At 43.4% G+C, this 17,826-nt stretch carries 18 protein-coding genes; 7 read left to right on the top strand and 11 right to left on the bottom strand.

Translation table 11 applies throughout. The features are described from left to right. Nucleotides 1-25: 25 nt before the first annotated feature. The 5 genes from AC3WU2_RS07030 to AC3WU2_RS07010 form a co-directional block, all read right to left on the bottom strand. Complete coding sequence (locus AC3WU2_RS07030) at nucleotides 26-817, bottom strand: formate/nitrite transporter family protein (protein ID WP_492452661.1); 792 nt, start codon at nucleotides 815-817, stop codon at nucleotides 26-28. A 26-nt stretch (nucleotides 818-843) separates the two neighbouring features. After that, complete coding sequence (locus AC3WU2_RS07025) at nucleotides 844-1,119, bottom strand: hypothetical protein (RefSeq protein WP_492452659.1); 276 nt, start codon at nucleotides 1,117-1,119, stop codon at nucleotides 844-846. Nucleotides 1,120-1,506: 387 nt separating this feature from the next. After that, nucleotides 1,507-2,196, bottom strand: a complete 690-nt coding sequence (locus AC3WU2_RS07020) for a queuosine precursor transporter (protein ID WP_492452657.1) — start codon at nucleotides 2,194-2,196, stop codon at nucleotides 1,507-1,509. 131 nt (nucleotides 2,197-2,327) lie between these two features. After that, entirely contained in the window at nucleotides 2,328-3,635 is a 1,308-nt protein-coding gene (locus AC3WU2_RS07015; RefSeq protein ID WP_492452655.1) for an MFS transporter, read from the bottom strand. A gap of 189 nt (nucleotides 3,636-3,824) precedes the next feature. Further along, on the bottom strand, nucleotides 3,825-5,153 hold the full coding sequence (locus tag AC3WU2_RS07010) for an FAD-dependent oxidoreductase (protein WP_492452653.1): 1,329 nt from the start codon (nucleotides 5,151-5,153) through the stop codon (nucleotides 3,825-3,827). A 578-nt stretch (nucleotides 5,154-5,731) separates the two neighbouring features. Here AC3WU2_RS07010 and AC3WU2_RS07005 point away from each other — a divergent pair. Further along, nucleotides 5,732-6,349 carry a DUF3298 and DUF4163 domain-containing protein gene (locus AC3WU2_RS07005; RefSeq protein WP_492452651.1) on the top strand — a complete coding sequence of 206 codons (618 nt, stop codon included), beginning with the start codon at nucleotides 5,732-5,734 and terminating at the stop codon, nucleotides 6,347-6,349. 69 nt (nucleotides 6,350-6,418) lie between these two features. Here AC3WU2_RS07005 and AC3WU2_RS07000 read toward each other — a convergent pair whose 3' ends face one another. Together AC3WU2_RS07000 and AC3WU2_RS06995 are read right to left on the bottom strand one after the other, a co-directional pair. Beyond that, nucleotides 6,419-6,649: a hypothetical protein gene (locus AC3WU2_RS07000; protein ID WP_492452649.1), complete on the bottom strand. Its 231-nt coding sequence runs from the start codon at nucleotides 6,647-6,649 to the stop codon at nucleotides 6,419-6,421. A gap of 154 nt (nucleotides 6,650-6,803) precedes the next feature. Continuing rightward, nucleotides 6,804-8,006, bottom strand: a complete 1,203-nt coding sequence (locus AC3WU2_RS06995) for an MGDG synthase family glycosyltransferase (protein WP_492452647.1) — start codon at nucleotides 8,004-8,006, stop codon at nucleotides 6,804-6,806. Between the two features lie 241 nt (nucleotides 8,007-8,247). On the opposite strand from AC3WU2_RS06995, the gene AC3WU2_RS06990 reads away from it, so the two are divergent. Then, nucleotides 8,248-8,514 carry a hypothetical protein gene (locus AC3WU2_RS06990; protein WP_018754621.1) on the top strand — a complete coding sequence of 89 codons (267 nt, stop codon included), beginning with the start codon at nucleotides 8,248-8,250 and terminating at the stop codon, nucleotides 8,512-8,514. Between the two features lie 37 nt (nucleotides 8,515-8,551). After that, entirely contained in the window at nucleotides 8,552-9,337 is a 786-nt protein-coding gene (locus AC3WU2_RS06985; RefSeq protein ID WP_492452645.1) for an ABC transporter ATP-binding protein, read from the top strand. A 93-nt stretch (nucleotides 9,338-9,430) separates the two neighbouring features. Here the strand turns inward: AC3WU2_RS06985 and AC3WU2_RS06980 are convergent, their stop codons facing one another. After that, a complete protein-coding gene (locus AC3WU2_RS06980) occupies nucleotides 9,431-10,156 on the bottom strand; it encodes a MurR/RpiR family transcriptional regulator (RefSeq protein WP_492452643.1) in 726 nt (241 codons plus the stop codon). A gap of 201 nt (nucleotides 10,157-10,357) precedes the next feature. On the opposite strand from AC3WU2_RS06980, the gene AC3WU2_RS06975 reads away from it, so the two are divergent. From AC3WU2_RS06975 to AC3WU2_RS06960, 4 genes are read left to right on the top strand one after another with little or no spacing between them, the layout of a single operon-like run. Then, nucleotides 10,358-11,137: an SDR family oxidoreductase gene (locus AC3WU2_RS06975; protein ID WP_492452641.1), complete on the top strand. Its 780-nt coding sequence runs from the start codon at nucleotides 10,358-10,360 to the stop codon at nucleotides 11,135-11,137. Between the two features lie 36 nt (nucleotides 11,138-11,173). After that, the gene (locus AC3WU2_RS06970) at nucleotides 11,174-12,685 is read left to right on the top strand and encodes an FAD-binding oxidoreductase (RefSeq protein ID WP_492452639.1); all 1,512 of its coding nucleotides are present in this window, start codon (nucleotides 11,174-11,176) and stop codon (nucleotides 12,683-12,685) included. Nucleotides 12,686-12,699: 14 nt separating this feature from the next. Continuing rightward, entirely contained in the window at nucleotides 12,700-14,130 is a 1,431-nt protein-coding gene (locus tag AC3WU2_RS06965) for an FGGY-family carbohydrate kinase (protein ID WP_492452637.1), read from the top strand. A 15-nt stretch (nucleotides 14,131-14,145) separates the two neighbouring features. After that, nucleotides 14,146-15,456, top strand: coding sequence for an MFS transporter (locus tag AC3WU2_RS06960; protein WP_492452635.1), 1,311 nt, complete (start codon nucleotides 14,146-14,148; stop codon nucleotides 15,454-15,456). A gap of 102 nt (nucleotides 15,457-15,558) precedes the next feature. Here the strand turns inward: AC3WU2_RS06960 and lpdD are convergent, their stop codons facing one another. The 3 genes from lpdD to AC3WU2_RS06945 form a co-directional block, all read right to left on the bottom strand. After that, a complete protein-coding gene (gene lpdD, locus AC3WU2_RS06955; RefSeq protein WP_492452633.1) occupies nucleotides 15,559-15,930 on the bottom strand; it encodes a prenylated flavin chaperone LpdD in 372 nt (123 codons plus the stop codon). 71 nt (nucleotides 15,931-16,001) lie between these two features. Then, complete coding sequence (locus tag AC3WU2_RS06950) at nucleotides 16,002-16,919, bottom strand: EamA family transporter (protein ID WP_492452631.1); 918 nt, start codon at nucleotides 16,917-16,919, stop codon at nucleotides 16,002-16,004. Between the two features lie 237 nt (nucleotides 16,920-17,156). Continuing rightward, complete coding sequence (locus AC3WU2_RS06945) at nucleotides 17,157-17,807, bottom strand: DsbA family oxidoreductase (protein ID WP_492452629.1); 651 nt, start codon at nucleotides 17,805-17,807, stop codon at nucleotides 17,157-17,159. Nucleotides 17,808-17,826: the final 19 nt, after the last annotated feature.

Raw genomic sequence — 17,826 nt, 5'->3', positions numbered from 1 at the left:
TCTGTTCAATAGCGTATTCGTTCTCTTAAGGCTTGGATGTCATATTCTCTTCTCTGCGCAGATAGGCAACGTAATAGAAACCAGCGACAAAGATCATCCCGCCGACCAAATTGCCGAGCCACACAGGCACGAAATTCCCAAAATAATCTGCCCATGTATAGTGACCCGCGAAGATCGCTGCTGGAATGACGAACATGTTGGCCACGACGTGCTGGAAGCCAATCGCGACGAATGCCATCGTCGGGAACCAGATTCCTAATATTTTGCCGCCAAAGCTCTTCGCACCGTATGACAGCCACACAGCGAGTGCAACAAGCCAGTTACAACCAATCCCCGAGACGAACGCTTGGAGGAACGTCGCTTCGATCTTATGACCCGCAATGCTCACGGTTGCTTCTAAATAAGGTCCGCTCTCCGTTAAACCAACGACATGCCCGAAAGCATACGCAATAAAGATCGCACCAACGAAGTTCGCTAGCGTAATAAGAATTAAATTCCGGATCATCGCTCCAGCGGAGATGCGGCGTTTGAACCAAGCGAGCGGTACAGCCATCATATTGCCTGTTAATAATTCTCCCCCTGCTAATAACACCAAGATCAGACCAACGGGGAACACACTGCCGCCGATGAATGAAGTAAAGCTCCCCCATGCCGGAGGCGCACTCGCAATCACGCGTATATAGAGCAAATACCCAATAGCAATAAAGGCGCCACCGAGAAAACCAAGCGTTAACACGGTTGGCAGCGGATTATTCGCTTTCTTCACCCCGGTATCTACAGTCACTTCAGCGATTTCATTCGGTTTGTTATAAGACATCGATCAAGGCCTCCTCGATAATAATATTATTTAAAATTTTGGCCTTTTTCATTGTACCTCTGTCGATCCTTTGAGAAAGTTACAAAAATCACAATGTGGAGACAGCAACAATTTCGAGCATTCAGCAAGGACATAGTAGAAGCACGTCCCGCCGCGTCGGCGCCGATAATCCCTTTGGCTGCAACTGTAAATACGGCGTCCCACGCACAGAAGGCGGTATCCTTGAACCGTCTTTCCAGATTGCTAAGCGTCAACTTGGGCCCTTTGGTATCTTCGAACACTTTACCAACATTCGGCTTCAAGCGGAAGGCATCCACCACGATTTTCGTAAATTCCGCACGTGTAATTTGGTGAATCAGGTTTGGGATTAGTGTGTTGTGATTCCAGGCGCATTATGCGAAAGCACAGCGCGACTGCGCTCCCCTTCTTTCCCCTCCCCCATGCATGCGGCGTTTTTTATTTATTTTATATGTTCACCGTATTCAGGGAGGATGGGGTATCTCCTGGAGGAGTTTACGTTCGCTCTTTGGTAGTCCTTTGCATCCCTCTAGTCTAATCAAAGCAAAGGACGAACAAGAAGCGACCGGAAAGAGATACCCCACCCCCAATCCAAGGTGAACTTTCTATCTCCTTCGAAGCACACAAAAAAAACGCCGCATGTTCAGCTCCCCTGAACATGCGGCGTCTCCCTATTCTTCCTTAATCTTAAAGCCTCGCGCGATATATAAAGCCGGCGTCGAAGCGACAGATATAATAAATTTAAGCACATACGTCGTAATGAAAATATCGAACCAGACATCCCAAGAATAACCCTTAACCCCAGCGAACGCAATCGTACAAAATACCGCGGAGTCGACCAATTGGCTGATTCCCGTACTACCGTTACTGCGTATCCAGAGCTGATTCGGCTTAGGAAATACTTTTTTCAAGAATGTATAAATGCGAACATCCAAGAACTGACTGATAAAATATGCAGATAAACTTCCAAGCGCCAATCTTGGCATCATCCCGAAAATAAGCTCCATGGCAGCTTGCGCTTCCATACCGGACTCATGCGGCTTGAACTGCAAGGCCATCTGCATCATAATCGTCGTCGTAATTAATGTGAAGAACCCGAACCATACGGCTTTCTTCGCTTCCTTCTCGCCATATTTCTCATTCAGCAAGTCGCTCGTCAAGTAAATCGTGCCGTAAATCGTATTCCCGAGCGTCATAACAAAGCCGAACATCTCGATATTTTTCGTCACTTGAATATTGGCGATGACCGTAGCAACCCCGACCCAAGCGTACAGCCCTTTTTTACCGAAAAATCGATAACAGATTAGAAATAGTGCGAAATTAACCAGGGCAAAACAGACCCCGAAACCTAAATTAAACAATTGCCTCTCCTCCTAGTTTTGATAACGCGGGATGGTTACGAACCGCGGCTTTGGGACTCATTTTTTACCAAAGCACATACCACTATATCACAGACTTCCAAGTGCTGACTAGCCTTGCGAACTTCGTTAAATTAATCCAACGCTTTGCCTTTCGTCTCTGGTACGAACAAGAGCATGAAGAGTAGACCGATCGGATAGATGCAGAAGATCAAGGACATCGCCCCCATGATATTCCCCCCGATTGCAATTGCGCCAATCACCGTTGGCCCGAAGCCTGCAAGACCACGTCCTGTACCGAAAATAAAGTTCTCCGCCGTCGAACGCGCCTCTGATGGATAATGTTCTGCCAGAATCGCACCGAAACCGCCCATCATCCCGTTCGCGAAGAAACCAAGCAGCGCACTTCCCCATAACAAGGATGTAGCATCGTTAAGGACGAAGAAGTAAATAATGCAGTAGATCGTTCCACCAATATAGTAGATGGTGAAAGTCTTGCGGCGACCAATGCGATCCGCTAGGACACCGAACACCCCGATCCCAATCAACATCCCAATCGTCGAAATAAACATCCAACCGCTCGCCTTCGCGAGGGTAAATCCGTACTTCTCAGACAATACCGTCGGCATCCAAGTAAAGATCCCATAGTAGCCGAAGTTCTGAACAAAGGACATGACAATAAGGCCGATCGTTGTCATCGTCAGCTTTTTATTCGCGAAAAGTTTGCGCAATGGGAACTTCTTCATCCCGTTCAATTCCACTTGCTCTTCAGGAAGAATCGTCCCTTCACGTTCTTTTTGAAGTAATAATTTTTTACGGTTTTGCTTCGCTTCCCACATTTTCGGTTCATTGAGGCTCTTGCGGACGAAGATCGCGAGCAATGCAGGAATCAATCCGAACAAGAACACTGCACGCCAGCCGAATTGTGGCACGATTAATGCAGGTAGAAAGGAAGCACACAATACGCCAAGCTGCCAACCAAATGCGACGCCCGATGTTGCGCGTGCACGCATTTTTTTGGACCATGTCTCTGTTACGATGGCCATCCCAATACCGAATTCCCCACCGACACCCATACCAACGAAAAATCTCAGTGTGAGTAAATGCCAATAGTCATTCGCGAAATAGATGAGCGCTGTTGCGACCGAGAACAACAGAATGGTCAACGACAACATCTTAATCCGTCCAAATAGATCCGCTAAGAAACCGAATAAGTATGAACCGACCAACATCCCGATCGTCGTTGCTAATGTCAAATTCCCGGCTTGCACCGTTGTTAGCGAGAAATCTTTAATGATAAATACAAGTACAAATGAGAGAAGCAGCATATCGAGCCCTTCTGCCGCATACCCAAGGATGGAACCTGCGAGTGTCTTGATTCGCTGTCCTCGTGTCTCGGTTGGTTCACCTTCAAGACTGTTCTGACTTACCACGTTGTTCATAAGATCCCCCTGTAATCTCTTGCCTTATTTTCTGAAAGAATCAGATTTTTGCACAAAACTACAAATATTTAACCACAAATGATTGCATATAACAACTGGATTTATATGACAAACATAACCTGTGATCATGCCAAAAAGGGCAAGGCAGCTATCGATTCATCGAAGCTCCTCGCCCTTTATTCTCTTACATTATTGTGCTTGTAATCCCGCTGTATTCAAGAAATTCCACGGTTTATTGTAATGCGGCTGGAAGAAGAAGTCCACAAATCCGAGTTGATCCACCGTCATCTGATTCTGGATACAGACCGAGATGGTGTTCACCGATTGGGTTAGATCCGCCTTCGAGATCAGCTGTGCTCCGATAATGCGGCGTGTCTTCGCATCGTAGACGACTTTAAGCGTTACATCCTCATACGTTGGCATGAATTCAGGTCGATCATGTTCTTTGATTGTAACACTTTTCACATTCATCCCCATGTCGAGAGCCGCCGTCTCCGTTAAGCCTGTTGTTGCAATGTTCTCTTCGTAGATTTTGATTCCCGACGTACCTTGCGTTCCCATATAGGCAATCTTCGGCTCTACCAAGTTGCGAGCGACGAGCGTTCCCATCCGTACAGCATTTGTTGCGAGTGGAATATAAGCATGCTGACCCGTTGGATTGTAGACAATCGCACAGCTATCGCCTGCGGCGTAGACATCTGGCTGGCTCGTACGCATATACGCATCCACGATGATCGCACCGTTATCCATCATCTTGAGCTGTCCTTTGAAGAGTTCCGTATTCGGTCTAAAGCCGATGCACAGGATGACGAGATCTGCGTCATATTCACCCTTGGTTGTCACGACCTTCGTCACTTTACCTGCTTCGCCTTCGAACCGTGTTACCGTCTGTCCTAGTGCGAGCTCAATGCCGTGCGACTTCAACGTCTCTTCCGTCTGTGCCGTGAACTCAGGGTCTAGATATTTGCTGAGCACACGCTCGGTGCTGTCAATCAAGGTCACTTGTTTGCCGTTCATCTCGAATGCTTCCACAAGTTCAATTCCGATGTATCCTGCACCGACGACGACAATGCGTTCTGCTTGTTTTGCTTTTTCAATAATCGTATTCGAATGGTTGAAGTTCTTCGAGAGTACGATATTATCGAGCTGCCAGCCTTCAATCTTCGGTAGAATCGGCCACGAGCCTGTTGTAATGATCAACTTGTCGAACGTATCTTCCACTTCTTCGTTCGTCTCCAAATTCTGTGCACGAAGGATCTTGTTCTCTGTATCAACCGCGATCACATCATGACGCATCTTTGTCGTTACACCCAGTTCAGCCAGCTTCTCTGGCGAGGAGTAGAATAAACCTTCCGCATCCTTCACAACGCCGCCGACATAAAGTGCAATCCCACACGATAAGAACGAGATATTATCATTTCTTTCATAAACAGTAATTTCTGCTTCTGGATACAAATTTGCTGCATTCACAATGGCTGCTGTTCCTGCGTGTGTACATCCGATAACTGCGATTTTCATAAATAACGCCTCCTCGATATGGTAACCTCTAATGGGTAGTTCTTCATTTAATTTGTGAATACATTCACATTTCTTGGTACGAGCAGTTCATGGTGACCCATCCTGACGTTCCATGACCTATTTGAAATCGTTCGTTTATCGTTACTCATCCTAGATCGTGAAACTTTTCACTTCTGAGAGTGCACGATGTGATTGCCTTGACTTCCATACTGCACGTTGCTTAAATCTCATGGCTGCTTACAACCAGAATCCCTTACCACAATCTCGTAAGATTTAATGTGACTTTTTTCACAACTTGTTGATGAACCAATCATATAGCACTTTCTCCAGAAAAACAAGAGGTGTTTTATAACGTTCAAACTTTGTTCATTATTTCACATATTGAATGTGACGAACGCACTATCCCTTTCACTTAAGGGCCCAAAATGAAGAATATCCCCTCGAAAAATATAACGTAGTATGTTTGAGTTGACGATACTTACCTTCATTAGCGGAGGACAAGTTGCACTTTGACCCTAACGACATAGGATAAAATGCCAGGACTTATAGGCGATTGTCCCCATGAAAGGATGAACCCCATGGATCCATTCTCTTTCCCCGTGCAACTGAAGAACGCTTCGATTAAATCCAAAAACGTAAAAATATATTACCCGCAAATCATTAACTTACCGAATTCCGTCGTTGAGAAACGAATGAACACAACGATTAAGAATCAAACCGAATCCCTTGTCAAAATGCAAAACTTTGACCCAAACACGCCTCAATCTGACATGCAGGGCGGCTACGAGATCAAAACGAATGAAAGAGCTATTTTGAGCCTAACCCAAAGCAACTATGCATTCTATGACCATCAAGCTCATGGGATGACCTACCTGAAATCATTAACAGGCAATGTGAAGACCGGCAAGTTCTACAGCCTTGCTGAGCTCTTCAAGCCAGGCAGTAACTATGTACAGCGGCTGTCAGACATCATTTGCGTTCAAATCAAGGAACGTAAGATCGATTTACTCGAACCGTTCACCAGTATTCGACCGGATCAGGACTATTATGTTGCGGACAAATCACTTGTCATATATTTCGAATTGTATGAAATTACACCGTATTATTATGGATTCCCGATGTTCCCCATCTCCGTCTATCAAATACAAGATATTATCAATGAGAATGGCCCTCTTGGCATCCTCTCCGCGAGTTAAGGAACACAGCGAACCCCCAACCGATGACCGATTGGGGGTGTTCGCCATTCTTGAACGAAGCCGCAGCGACTAAGCTTCTTCCGATTCCTCCGCTGCTTCGTCTTCCGAATCTTCTTCTTCTTCCTCATCCGACGCCTCGGCATCCGATTCTTCCGATTCCTCAGCTTCCGCTTCTTCGCTCTCCTCCGACGCCTCTTCTTCTGCCACTTCCGCCTCAGCCTCTGCTTCTTCCTCGGCAGCCTCTTCTGCCTCGGATTCGGAAACCGCTTCCAACTCTTCGTTGAGATCCTCTTGTAACATCCGAACCACCTCCTCTCTTGGTACTCTTACTATATGAAGGTGATTAGCAAGTTAGAATACTTTGTCCCACTCTCCAATTCATTTTTTTTATACAAAAAAGAGGATACCGACGCCTGGAAGGCAAAATGATGATCGGTTAATCCTCTTGGTATGGTTAGACGAGCGGGTTAACCTGTAAAGGGGCCCGTTCGTACATCGATATGGTTAATGGTGAACTTTCTTCTAAGGTTAGGATGGCAGATAATGCATGGTACGGGGAATGCTTCCGCAAGGATTTTGCTCGCGCACGCATTTCTCGGATCCGTGTTGGATCTGTCATCATCCACGCAAATTGCATTTCAAGCTCCGCTTCTGTTGGTGCATATACGGCCATCCCCGTCTCAACAAGCTCTTGAACATTATCTTCCTCTTGACCTGGCAACGCTTTATACAGCAATAACGGCAGCTGCTGCATGAGTGCCTCACTAGTCGAGATCCCCCCTGGTTTCGTCATCATGAGATCCGAGCAAGCCATCCACTCATGAATCTGCTCCACATAACCAAGGACCGTAATCGATACTTCGCTATGATCGGCAACGCCCTGGAGTCGATGCCGCAGCTTCTCATTCGCACCGCAGATCACGACGAATTGTACGCGGTCTTTCCACTTTGGATTTTGCATCGAACGCAAGACGGCGTCCGGGATTAATCCCCAGCCTCCGCCCATGAGCAGGACGGTTAATTTATTCGGATCCAATTGATACTTACGCCGAAGCTGTTCACGGTCATACGTCTTATAGAACTTCGGGCGTACGGGAATTCCTGTGACCTCAATCGTCGAGCGGGCAATCCCTTGCTTCATCAAGGAACGCGCTACGCGCTCCGACCCAACCAAATACAAATCCGTTCCAGGGTTTAGCCAGAAGCTATGGTCCGTATAATCCGTAATGACCGTTGCGGTCTTACAGTTAATCCAACCGCGCATTTTCAGCTTGGATACCGCAACCGCTGCCGGCGGGAATGTGCTGACGATCACCGAAGGCTTCTTTTCTTCAATCAGTCTCAAAAGTGCACGCAGGCTCGATCCTCGAACACGCTTCGCCTCTTTGACCATAAAATTCTCATGCCGTGTCTTCTTATATAAGTAACCGTAAATGCTCGGGAATGTCCGTACCCATTGGGCATAACAGAATGCACCAACCTGATGCAAATGCGGTGATGTAATCTCCATATAATCCACAATTTCTACTTCAATGTCGCTGCGAATTAACTGCGAAGCTTCTACAATTGATTTTGCTGTCTGCAAATGCCCGTGTCCCAAAGGGCCGGAAAGAACCAAAATTCGCGATGGCATCGCCGCGGCTTCATTTCGTATCATCTCAAGCTTCCTTCCTTTTTTAATACTTGATCCTAATAACATTGTAGTCCGTTATGAGAAGTTTCAACACTGACTTAAAGCGGTATTTCTTCCTAGACTTTGGTCGAGTTCGTACCCCTTCCATAGTTAAGACGCCGGCAGTAGATCAAATCCCTGCGTTACAATCGTGAAATTTACCAAGAAATGATATAATAACCGTAATTGAGTATTAAAGAATCCATAAGAACAGGTGGCAAACCATATGAAATTAACAATCGTAAACGCCGTGATGGAGAAGCGTGAAGAAGGATACTTCGGGTCTGTTCAATTCACACTCGAACAACATGCTTCCCTATACGAAATTTCTTTACACAGCAAAAGAGGCATCGATTGGGACTACAGCTTGAATTTCGCCAAAGAATCTGGAAGTGAAGAGGAACTACTGGCAGCAGATAGCCTCATTGAGACGGATGATGATTTGTTCAATCTAATCTTAGATGCAGCGGAGGAAGCGCTAGCCAAAGAATAAGCGGTGCAGAACGTGCATAAGGAGGGGGAACTTGGGCATGATTATATCACTGAACAATGTATCATGGCGGCGTGACACCACTATGATATTACGTGGTATGAACTGGGAAGTAGCGCATGGACAACATTGGTGTATCGTGGGCCTGAATGGTTCAGGCAAGACAACGATGCTCAACATCGTGAATGGCTATATCTGGCCAACCAGCGGTGAAGTCGAAGTACTGGACCATAAATTTGGCGAGGTAGACCTTCGAGAGCTTCGCAAACGCATTGGCTGGGTCAGTACGTCGCTGCAGCAGAAGCTGTATGGTCATCAGACCGCGCTTAACATCGTACTCAGCGGCAAGTTTGCAACCATCGGTCTGTATGACAAAACCGAAGAACAGGACTTGAAGCAAGCCGAAGAATTAATGGATTTCCTAGGCTGTTCTACGTTGGCTGCACGTACATACGATACCTTATCGCAAGGGCAGCGCCAGAAAATTCTGATCGCACGTGCATTGATGGCAAATCCAGACCTCTTGATATTAGATGAGCCATGTACAGGACTCGATATCTTCGCACGGGAACAGCTGCTGCAAATGATCCAGCGGATTACAGAGCAGCCCGGCGGACCTACACTGCTGTATGTTACGCACCATATTGAAGAGATTACTCCCTGCTTCACACATACGCTCCTTGTGAAAAATGGAGAAATTTATAAAGCAGATGAGACGAAGAACTGTCTGCAGTCCGATGTATTGAGCGATTTCTTCGATACACCAGTTGAGGTTCAAGAACATCATAACCGCAAGTGGCTCACCCTAGCCTCCACTGATATTTAGGATACCTTGCCCGAACATCACTTATACGACAACAAAGCTGCCAAGCATTAGCAAGGCAGCTTTGTGTATTTAAGGGATTTTCAGTGGATCTGGCTACAATTTATCCGAATCTCGATCTGACATTAACTTTGCAATTACTTCTTCTATGAAAATAAAGAATACGGTTCGAGTTTTTTCAAAGGGTAATAAATTTTCATCTTGAGTAGACTTTGTTAAGAAAAATATATTATCGATTTCTAACGCTAATGAAGTATTATACTCCTCTAAAATTAGTAGCATTTCAGCCCCGTGAGACTTTACTGTATTTGAAAGGTCTTCAAAGGAAGAAAATTTACCGGTTACTGAAAAAACAATTAAAAGTGTTTCTTTGTCAATTAGACGTTGAGCATAATCTTCACTTTGGGCCACAGAAATACTCTTTCCTGATAGAAGAGCGAGTTTATATAGAAAGTATTCCACGCATATAAACGATGGACCTAGACCAAAAAGAACGATTTTGTTGTATTTGTTAAACATAGATAAAAAATTATCAACCAAAACAGGGTCAAAGTTTTCGATATAATTTTTTAGTCTTTCAAGCTCGCTTGATATTTTTTTTCCCTCAGAACTGATTTGCTCCCCGCTAAAAAACTGCTTGTACTGTTTAAAATTTTCAAAACCAAGTTTCCTCACAAGTTTCGATACTTTAGAAGGAGACACATCACAATGCTCAGCAGCTTCTAATATTCTAATATTCTCATTATCTTTAATTATTTTTGATAGCTTATCGTGGACAGAAATCTCTAGTGGATTCAACTTATTTAAATTTACATTTATCATACGATCTCTCTTTTCTAATGTACTGAAATTATTGTAATTCATTGCCTGATAGCAGTCAATGAACATCGGAAAATTTTCCATTTCCATAATTTAAAATTAAAATAATAGAAAATTTTCTATTGAATCCGTTTACATTTTAAATTTTCTGTTATAGAATAGCCTCATGGAAAATAATCAATGTACAAGGAGGATGGTAGATAAATGGATATCAAAGACTTCTCAATGGATTTTTTTAGCTTAAAAGGAAAAGTGGCCATTATTACTGGAGGAAATTCTGGATTAGGGCAAGGGTTTGCCTTGGCACTTGCAAAAGCAGGGGCGGACATCTTTGCAGTTAGCATTGCTGATGACAATGGTGAAACAAGAAGCATGATTGAGGCAGAAGGTGTTCGGTACCATCTTATGATTGCAGACGTTACTCAAGAGGATGCTTGTAGAAAAATTGCAGAAGAATGTGTCAACAAATACGGAAAAATAGATATCCTCATGAATAACGCAGGCATTTGTATCAATGAACCAGATGTGACGAAGTTTACTCGACTTCAATGGGATAAAATGGTCGCAATCAATTTAACGGCAGCCTTTGAATTGGCTCATGAAGTGGCAAAGTATATGATTCCACAAAAAAGCGGGAAAATCATTAATACTTGTTCCTTGTTTTCCTACCTTGGGGGGCAATGGTCACCGGCATATGCGGCAACGAAACACGGTTTAGCAGGTTTTACAAAAGCATATTGTGATGAATTAGCTCAATTCAATATTCAAGTAAATGGGATTGCACCTGGCTATTTTGCTACTGCCGTTACTGCAGAGACTAGAGCGAATCCTGAAGCCAATCAACGGATTTTAGATCATATTCCTGCCAATAGATGGGGCAATATCTCAGATTTAATGGGTACAGTTGTATATCTAGCTTCAAACGCTTCCAATTATGTTAATGGAACTCTCGTGAATGTTGATGGCGGCTACTTAGTACGATAACGAAAAATTGAAATCGATAAAAGGAGAAATGTCACAATGGCGAATGAAAAATTATTAAAAGAAGAAACTACGAAGATCAAAGAACAATTGTTAAAAGAATTAGAGGGAATTATTTCAATCGAACAAATCAATACCGATTATGAAGCATTATATGATGCATCTTCTGACCGCTATAAAAAATATGCAAAAGCTAAAAAAGTCCTTGACGTTCCCATGCCAATGGCGATCGTATATCCACACTCTACCGAAGAAGTACAAGCACTTCTGCAGTTCTGTAATGAACACAAGATCAATGTGATTCCTCGTAGTGGAAAAACAGCTACAGAAGGCGGTCTGGAAAACTGGAAAGAAATCGCTATGGTTATTGATGGGTCAAGAATGAATAATATCATTAAAATCGATCCCTATAACATGCAAGCAACGGTCCAAGCAGGCGTAAAACTTCAAACATTGGAAGATGAGCTTCGTAAAATTGGTTACACAACGGGTCACTCTCCACAGTCTAAACCAGTTGCACAATTTGGTGGATTATTGGCAACAAGAAGTATTGGACAATTTTCAACCTTATACGGTGCGATTGAAGATATGGTTGTAGGACTCGAATGTGTATTTCCGAACGGACATATTTCTAGAATTAAAAATGTTCCAAGAAGAGCTGGAGGACCAGATATTAGACACATTGTCATCGGCAATGAGGGAACATTATGTTATATCACTGAAGTTACCGTGAAAATTTTTAAATACTATCCTGAAAACAACGTTTTCCATGGTTATTTACTAAACGATGTTGATACAGGTATTTATATTTTAAGAGAAGTGATTACGAACGGCTTTAGACCATCCGTTGCCCGCGTCTATTCGGAAGAAGATGCAAGACAACATTTTTCTCACTTCTATAAAGACAAATGTGTGTTGATTTTCATGTCAGAAGGACCAAAAGGTATTGTTACGGCAACGAATAAAGCGATTGAAGAAGCCGTTGCTAAATTCCAAGATGGAATCGTTGAAAAAGTTGAAGACCAATTAATCGAAAATTGGTTTAATAACTTGAATTGGACGCAGGAACAACTCGATCGTGAATTCCAAACCATGGTTGATCATCATAAACATGATGGTTTTACAACAGAAGTATCAGCGGACTGGGAAAACATTACACAGATTTACCATAATGTAATAAAACGAGTTCGGGAAGAGTTTGACAGAATAGAAGACATCACGATGCTTGGTGGACACTCATCTCATAGTTATCTCAATGGAACAAATATGTACTTTGTATATAACTATAATATTAATTGTGCGCCCGAAGATGAAATGAGAATTTATCACCATCCTATCCATTCTATTATTATTGAAGAAACATTGAAGCTTGGCGGTTCTATGTGTCATCACCATGGTATTGGAAAGTATCGTACCGAGTGGACAGAGGAAGAACATGGATCAGCTTACTATATGTTGGAAAAATTAAAAGAAGCTTTTGACCCTAATGGAATCATGAATTTTGGTACGATCTTCCCTCAGCGAGAAGGCCTAAAATATATTAAAGGTTAATATAAGGTGATCATATGAACAAGTATGTAATGGGGATTGATAATGGCTCGCAAAGTACAAAAGTAGCCATTTATGATGTTGAAGGAAATGAAGTGGCTTTCGGATCCTTTCAATTAAAAGAAACGTTATCACCTGAACCAGGGGTTGTCATCCATCCTGATGATGATTTATGGGACAGTGTATACGGAGCTATTAAAAATTGTCTAGCCCATTTTACTGGCGACCCTAAAGATATCGCTGGAATTGGACTTTGCACCATTAGATGTTGTCGTGTGTTATTAAAGGAAAATGGCCATCTAGCTTATCCCGTGATAAGCTGGATGGATTCCAGATTGAACAATCCCTATGTACATTCGGATGACCAAGTAAAATATGTGACGACGACTTCCGGGTATCTAGGCTTTCGGTTGACTGGGGAATTGAAGGACTCGGCCTCTAATTATGAAGTTCACTGGCCATTGGACCGCGAAACGTTAGATTGGTCAAAAGACGAGGAAGTATTTGAGGCAAATGGATTGAAAAAAGAAATGGTATTTGATCTTGTAAAACCGGGCGAAAAGCTGGGAATGCTGAGACAAGAATTGGTCGAGGAATTTGGTTTCCAACATGATATACCCGTAGTAGCGACAGCCAACGATAAAGCTGTAGAGGCCCTGGGCTCCGGAATGAAGGACGAAGGTACCATCATGATCTCTCTTGGAACATTTATTTCGTCCATGTTGTTACGCAATGAATATAAGGAAAATGCCGTTAATTTCTTTCCAACGCTTGCATGTATTCCATTTAAATATGTTTATGAATCAAATGGAATACGACGTGGTTTGTGGACAGTGAGTTGGTTCAAAAAACTGATCGGTGAAGAATTCGTTACAGAAGCAGGAAAACTGGGTGTATCGGAAGAGGAATATTTGAATAGAAGAGCGCAGGATGTTCCTGTCGGCAGTGACGGCCTGATTACCATCCTTGACTGGTTAGCAACACCATCGATGCCATATCGTAAAGGGATCATGATCGGTTTTGATCAGCGCCATACCAAATATCATATTTACCGTTCAATTCTGGAAGCGATTTCTTTTAATATTAAGAACAATATTGATGATATGTTATCGGAAATAAATGTCACGTTAAAAGATTTAGTCGTCATAGGCGGGGGCTCCAAAAGTGATGTGATGATGCAAATTATTGCTGATCTATTTGGATTACCAGTTCACAGGCGTTCAGGAAGCAGCAGTGCGTGTCTAGGAGCTGCCATTTGTGTCTGCCAGCATTTAGGGATTTACAATGATTTTTATGAGGCTGCAAGCAAAATGGTGAAAACGCAGCAGACCTTTATACCAAATCAAAACAATCATGTACTCTACAATACGATTAACGATACTGTTGTCAAAAATGTAAGGGTTTACACAGATGAAATATTAAAACGATCTTATCCAATTTTCAGTTAAGAAAAGAGTGATTTTGTGGAAAACAAAAATTACAAAAGATATTTTCAATTTTTGCTCATTGTTCTAGCAGCAGGATCGATTTTTCCACTTATCTATCTAAAAACAAATTATCAAGAAACCATTTTGGAAGTTTACGGCATAACTCTTCCACAGTTAAATGGCATATTTTCCGTTTTGGGTGTAGCCTATCTTGTAGGATATTCTCCAAGTGGCTGGCTTGCTGATAGATTTTCCGCAAAAAAACTTTTATTCATTTCACTCTTGATTTGTGGACTGACCGGACTATGGTTTGCTCAAGTTCCGAGTTATTCAATGGTTTTAGTCATATTTGGTATTTGGGGCTTTTTCTCTGTCTTCACCTTTTGGGCAGCTCATCTAAAACTAGTAAAGTTACTTGCTAAAAAGGAAGAAGAAGGACGATTTTTCGGCGCTTTAGACGGCGGCCGTGGATTAGTAGAGGCAATCTTAGCCAGTATCGCATTGTTTATTTTTTCAAACGTATTAGGAGACAGTACAGCATTAGCTCATAAGAAAGAAGCCTTACAATCTGTTGTTTATATGTACTCCGTCGCGCTTATATTGGTGTCCGTACTTATTTTACTTTTTGTTAAAGATGACAAAACTTCTATCAAAAAAGAATCTTCTGTAAAAGCGGCAGGAACCAGTAAAAAAATGAACGTGCAAGATTTCAAACTAATTTTCAAAAACAAGTTTATCTGGCTGCTAAGCGGCATCATATTTATGTCCTATATTGTGACCTGGGCCGTATATTACCAAGGTGGGTTTTTACAAACGAACATCAAAATTGATCCAGCAACGGTAGGTGAAGTCACTGTATTGATGCTTTGGATGCGGCCGATTGGCGGGATGTTAGGCGGATTTTTAGGGGATAAGTTTGGAAAGAGCAATATCCTAATGATCGCCTTAGGGTTAGCTGCCACTTTTTTAATTGCGATATCAACCTTACCGATTACGATGCCTCACATGTACTTTAAAATCCAAGTCGTACTAATTGGCTTAATGATTTATACCGTTAGAGGTCTTTACTGGTCGCTTCTTGGAGATTGTAAGATCGATGAAAAGATACTTGGTCTGACAATCGGGATAGTATCCTTTATAGGCTATTTCCCAGATATTATCATTCCTCTCGTCAATATTCAGTTGTTTAAAACATACGGACCTAACGGTGGTTATAATGGGTTCTTCATCTTCTGTGCCAGTGCGGCGATCCTTGCTATCTTTATGACGTTAATCTTTAGAATGTCAATGAAGAAGGTAGCTAGAAAATCCATTAAAACAGATGAATTCATTGAAAAAAATGCTTGATTTTATATCGTGATAACATTTAGGATACCTTGCCCGAACATCACTTATACGACAACAAAGCTGCCAAGCATTAGCATGGCAGCTTTGTGTATTTCCAGAAATTCAACTAATTTGGCGTACAAAGTCCGCACACCAAGTTCGTATCACCTGATCGATTTCTTGCAATTGATCCAGGCTCGCATGATCGATATGCACGCCGCAGGATACAACCACATTCGCACCGCGTGCGACAGCAATTTGCTGTGCAACATACTTGGCGATCTCATCTTCCTTGTGTCCAAGCAATGTCAGTACGGATACCGAAGCACTCAACCGGCTCGAATCCGCTAGACTGGGACGAACTTGAGCAAGGGCGACCGCTCCGATATGCGGCTTGGTTCCCCCTGCAATCGTCACGCATAAATCTTCCCCTTGGGCAACAACCGAGAATGTAATCTCGCTGCCTACACAAGGAATAATCGATTGTTCAAACATAGGATTACGCTCCTTCAACCATCAGCCTGATGATGTCATTTCGGTAATCGTATCATGCCAATGTTCGCTGATCAAATCGAGCTGGACTCTCGAAGTTTACGCGGCTGCAGATCATCTTTGCCCCGGAAGGAAGTGAACTGCGGAATCACAATCCCCACCATAATGAGTAGAATACCTGTCCACTGCAACCCGGACACTTGCTCTTGCAGCACGAGGACAGATACGATGACCGCTGCCGGCAGTTCCGCTGCGCCTAGAATGGTTCCAAGCCCCGGTCCTACCTTCGGCACGCCGATGGCGAAGAATATGACCGGAATAATGCTGCCTAAGAGCGCCTGTGGTACCGAATAAATCCATGCGCCGTGCGCGAGCGAACCGTCGAACAAGAAGCTTGGTGTAAGAACGATGAGCAGCACGATGACCGCACCACTAACCATAATGAAACTTTTCGATAATACCGGAACATTCGTGGCCACCTTACCGCTCACGAAGATATAGATTGCGAAAGTTAGCGCAGATAACAAGCCCATTGTAATGCCAAGCGGCGTATAGCTGCCGCCTGCTTGTTCCAATACGCCTCCTGCGAGTACCGTACCTAGTATCAGAATAATAATGGAGACGATTTTTCCGCGGCTTGGGAATTTACGCTCCCAGATGGCTTCGAGAATAACACCAATCCATGTGAATTGGAATAATAAGAGCACCGCGAGCGATGCCGGAAGCTGAGCTACAGCCACACTATAGAAGAACCCTGTCAAACTCATCGGAATCCCTGCGAGAAGCAAGGCGCCAACTTGCTTAATTTGAACCTTTACCCTGGAGAATAACAGCATAAGAATAAGCAGCATACACCATCCGAAGAAATATTGCCCGCCTAGAATCTGCGGTACGGTAAACCCAGCACCGAGTCCAAGCTTCAGAATCGTGGACAGCACCCCATAACTGCATGCACCAAGAAATACAAGCGTAGAATATTTAAAACGTTCCATCAGATAACCCCTTTCTGTATCGACATGATGTCATTTTTTCTGAAAAATAAACGAACAAAAGCCCCTTGTTCAATAACTGAACAAGGGGCGAATGAAACCAAAGCGAATCACGCTTTGTCAAAATTTCGCCTTCAACGACATGGATGTCCACGCGTGAATTTAAAAATCCATATGATACTTGCTTGCTGTTGTCTATTGTATGATGATTAACCCTTCAGGTCAATATGAAGGTATTGGTTAGCTGCCATTCACCGCTGATTCATCCCATGCTTTCTGAAGGACATCCTTGAAGACGTCCTGCGACTGCGCGCCAGATACAGCATATCTTCGGTTGAACACGAAGAATGGTACGCCTTGGACGCCCAAACGACTTCCTTCCTGTTCATCCGCACGGACTTCATTAGCGAACTCATCGCTAGCCAGTACCGCTGAGGCCTCTTCACGATCTAATCCAACTTCTACAGCTAGAGCTAATAACGTCTCCGTGTCACCCAACGACTTCGATTCGGTGAAATACGCAGCGAATAACCTCTCGGTCAATTGCTGCTGCAGTCCACGAGTTGCAGCGAAATGTGTCAAGCGATGTACCGTGAACGAATTTAATGGCTTCATTTCATCGAATACATACGTTAATCCCACTTCAGCAGCACGGGCGGCTACATCCGCATTCATCGCCTTGGCCTGTTCAATGGACATACCGTATTTCGACGCGAGCATCTCATCAATCGTTTCCTTTGGCTCTACCGGTGCATTGGGATCCAGCTCAAAGCTTTTAAAAACAACTTCAATGGCATCTTGCTGTGGAAATTGCTTAAGTGCTTCTTCAAATTGCCGTTTACCCATATAGCAGAACGGACATTGATAATCCGACCAAATTTCTACTTTCATGTATTACACCTGCCTCATG

This window comes from Paenibacillus sp. EB106-05-06-XG162, assembly GCF_058791655.1.
This window is presented reverse-complemented; position numbering and strand designations above follow the sequence as displayed.

What these genes read in the sequence shown, in the direction of transcription:
- AC3WU2_RS07005 (WP_492452651.1), top strand. Translation starts at nt 5,732, where the DNA reads ATGGATCCATTCTCTTTCCCCGTGCAACTGAAGAACGCTTCGATTAAA.
- AC3WU2_RS06945 (WP_492452629.1), bottom strand. Translation starts at nt 17,807, where the DNA reads ATGAAAGTAGAAATTTGGTCGGATTATCAATGTCCGTTCTGCTATATG.
- AC3WU2_RS07010 (WP_492452653.1), bottom strand. Translation starts at nt 5,153, where the DNA reads ATGAAAATCGCAGTTATCGGATGTACACACGCAGGAACAGCAGCCATT.
- AC3WU2_RS07000 (WP_492452649.1), bottom strand. Translation starts at nt 6,649, where the DNA reads ATGTTACAAGAGGATCTCAACGAAGAGTTGGAAGCGGTTTCCGAATCC.
- AC3WU2_RS06995 (WP_492452647.1), bottom strand. Translation starts at nt 8,006, where the DNA reads ATGATACGAAATGAAGCCGCGGCGATGCCATCGCGAATTTTGGTTCTT.
- AC3WU2_RS06975 (WP_492452641.1), top strand. Translation starts at nt 10,358, where the DNA reads ATGGATATCAAAGACTTCTCAATGGATTTTTTTAGCTTAAAAGGAAAA.
- AC3WU2_RS06985 (WP_492452645.1), top strand. Translation starts at nt 8,552, where the DNA reads ATGATTATATCACTGAACAATGTATCATGGCGGCGTGACACCACTATG.
- AC3WU2_RS06980 (WP_492452643.1), bottom strand. Translation starts at nt 10,156, where the DNA reads ATGATAAATGTAAATTTAAATAAGTTGAATCCACTAGAGATTTCTGTC.
- AC3WU2_RS06950 (WP_492452631.1), bottom strand. Translation starts at nt 16,919, where the DNA reads ATGGAACGTTTTAAATATTCTACGCTTGTATTTCTTGGTGCATGCAGT.
- AC3WU2_RS06990 (WP_018754621.1), top strand. Translation starts at nt 8,248, where the DNA reads ATGAAATTAACAATCGTAAACGCCGTGATGGAGAAGCGTGAAGAAGGA.
- AC3WU2_RS07015 (WP_492452655.1), bottom strand. Translation starts at nt 3,635, where the DNA reads ATGAACAACGTGGTAAGTCAGAACAGTCTTGAAGGTGAACCAACCGAG.
- AC3WU2_RS06965 (WP_492452637.1), top strand. Translation starts at nt 12,700, where the DNA reads ATGAACAAGTATGTAATGGGGATTGATAATGGCTCGCAAAGTACAAAA.
- AC3WU2_RS06970 (WP_492452639.1), top strand. Translation starts at nt 11,174, where the DNA reads ATGGCGAATGAAAAATTATTAAAAGAAGAAACTACGAAGATCAAAGAA.
- lpdD (WP_492452633.1), bottom strand. Translation starts at nt 15,930, where the DNA reads ATGTTTGAACAATCGATTATTCCTTGTGTAGGCAGCGAGATTACATTC.
- AC3WU2_RS07030 (WP_492452661.1), bottom strand. Translation starts at nt 817, where the DNA reads ATGTCTTATAACAAACCGAATGAAATCGCTGAAGTGACTGTAGATACC.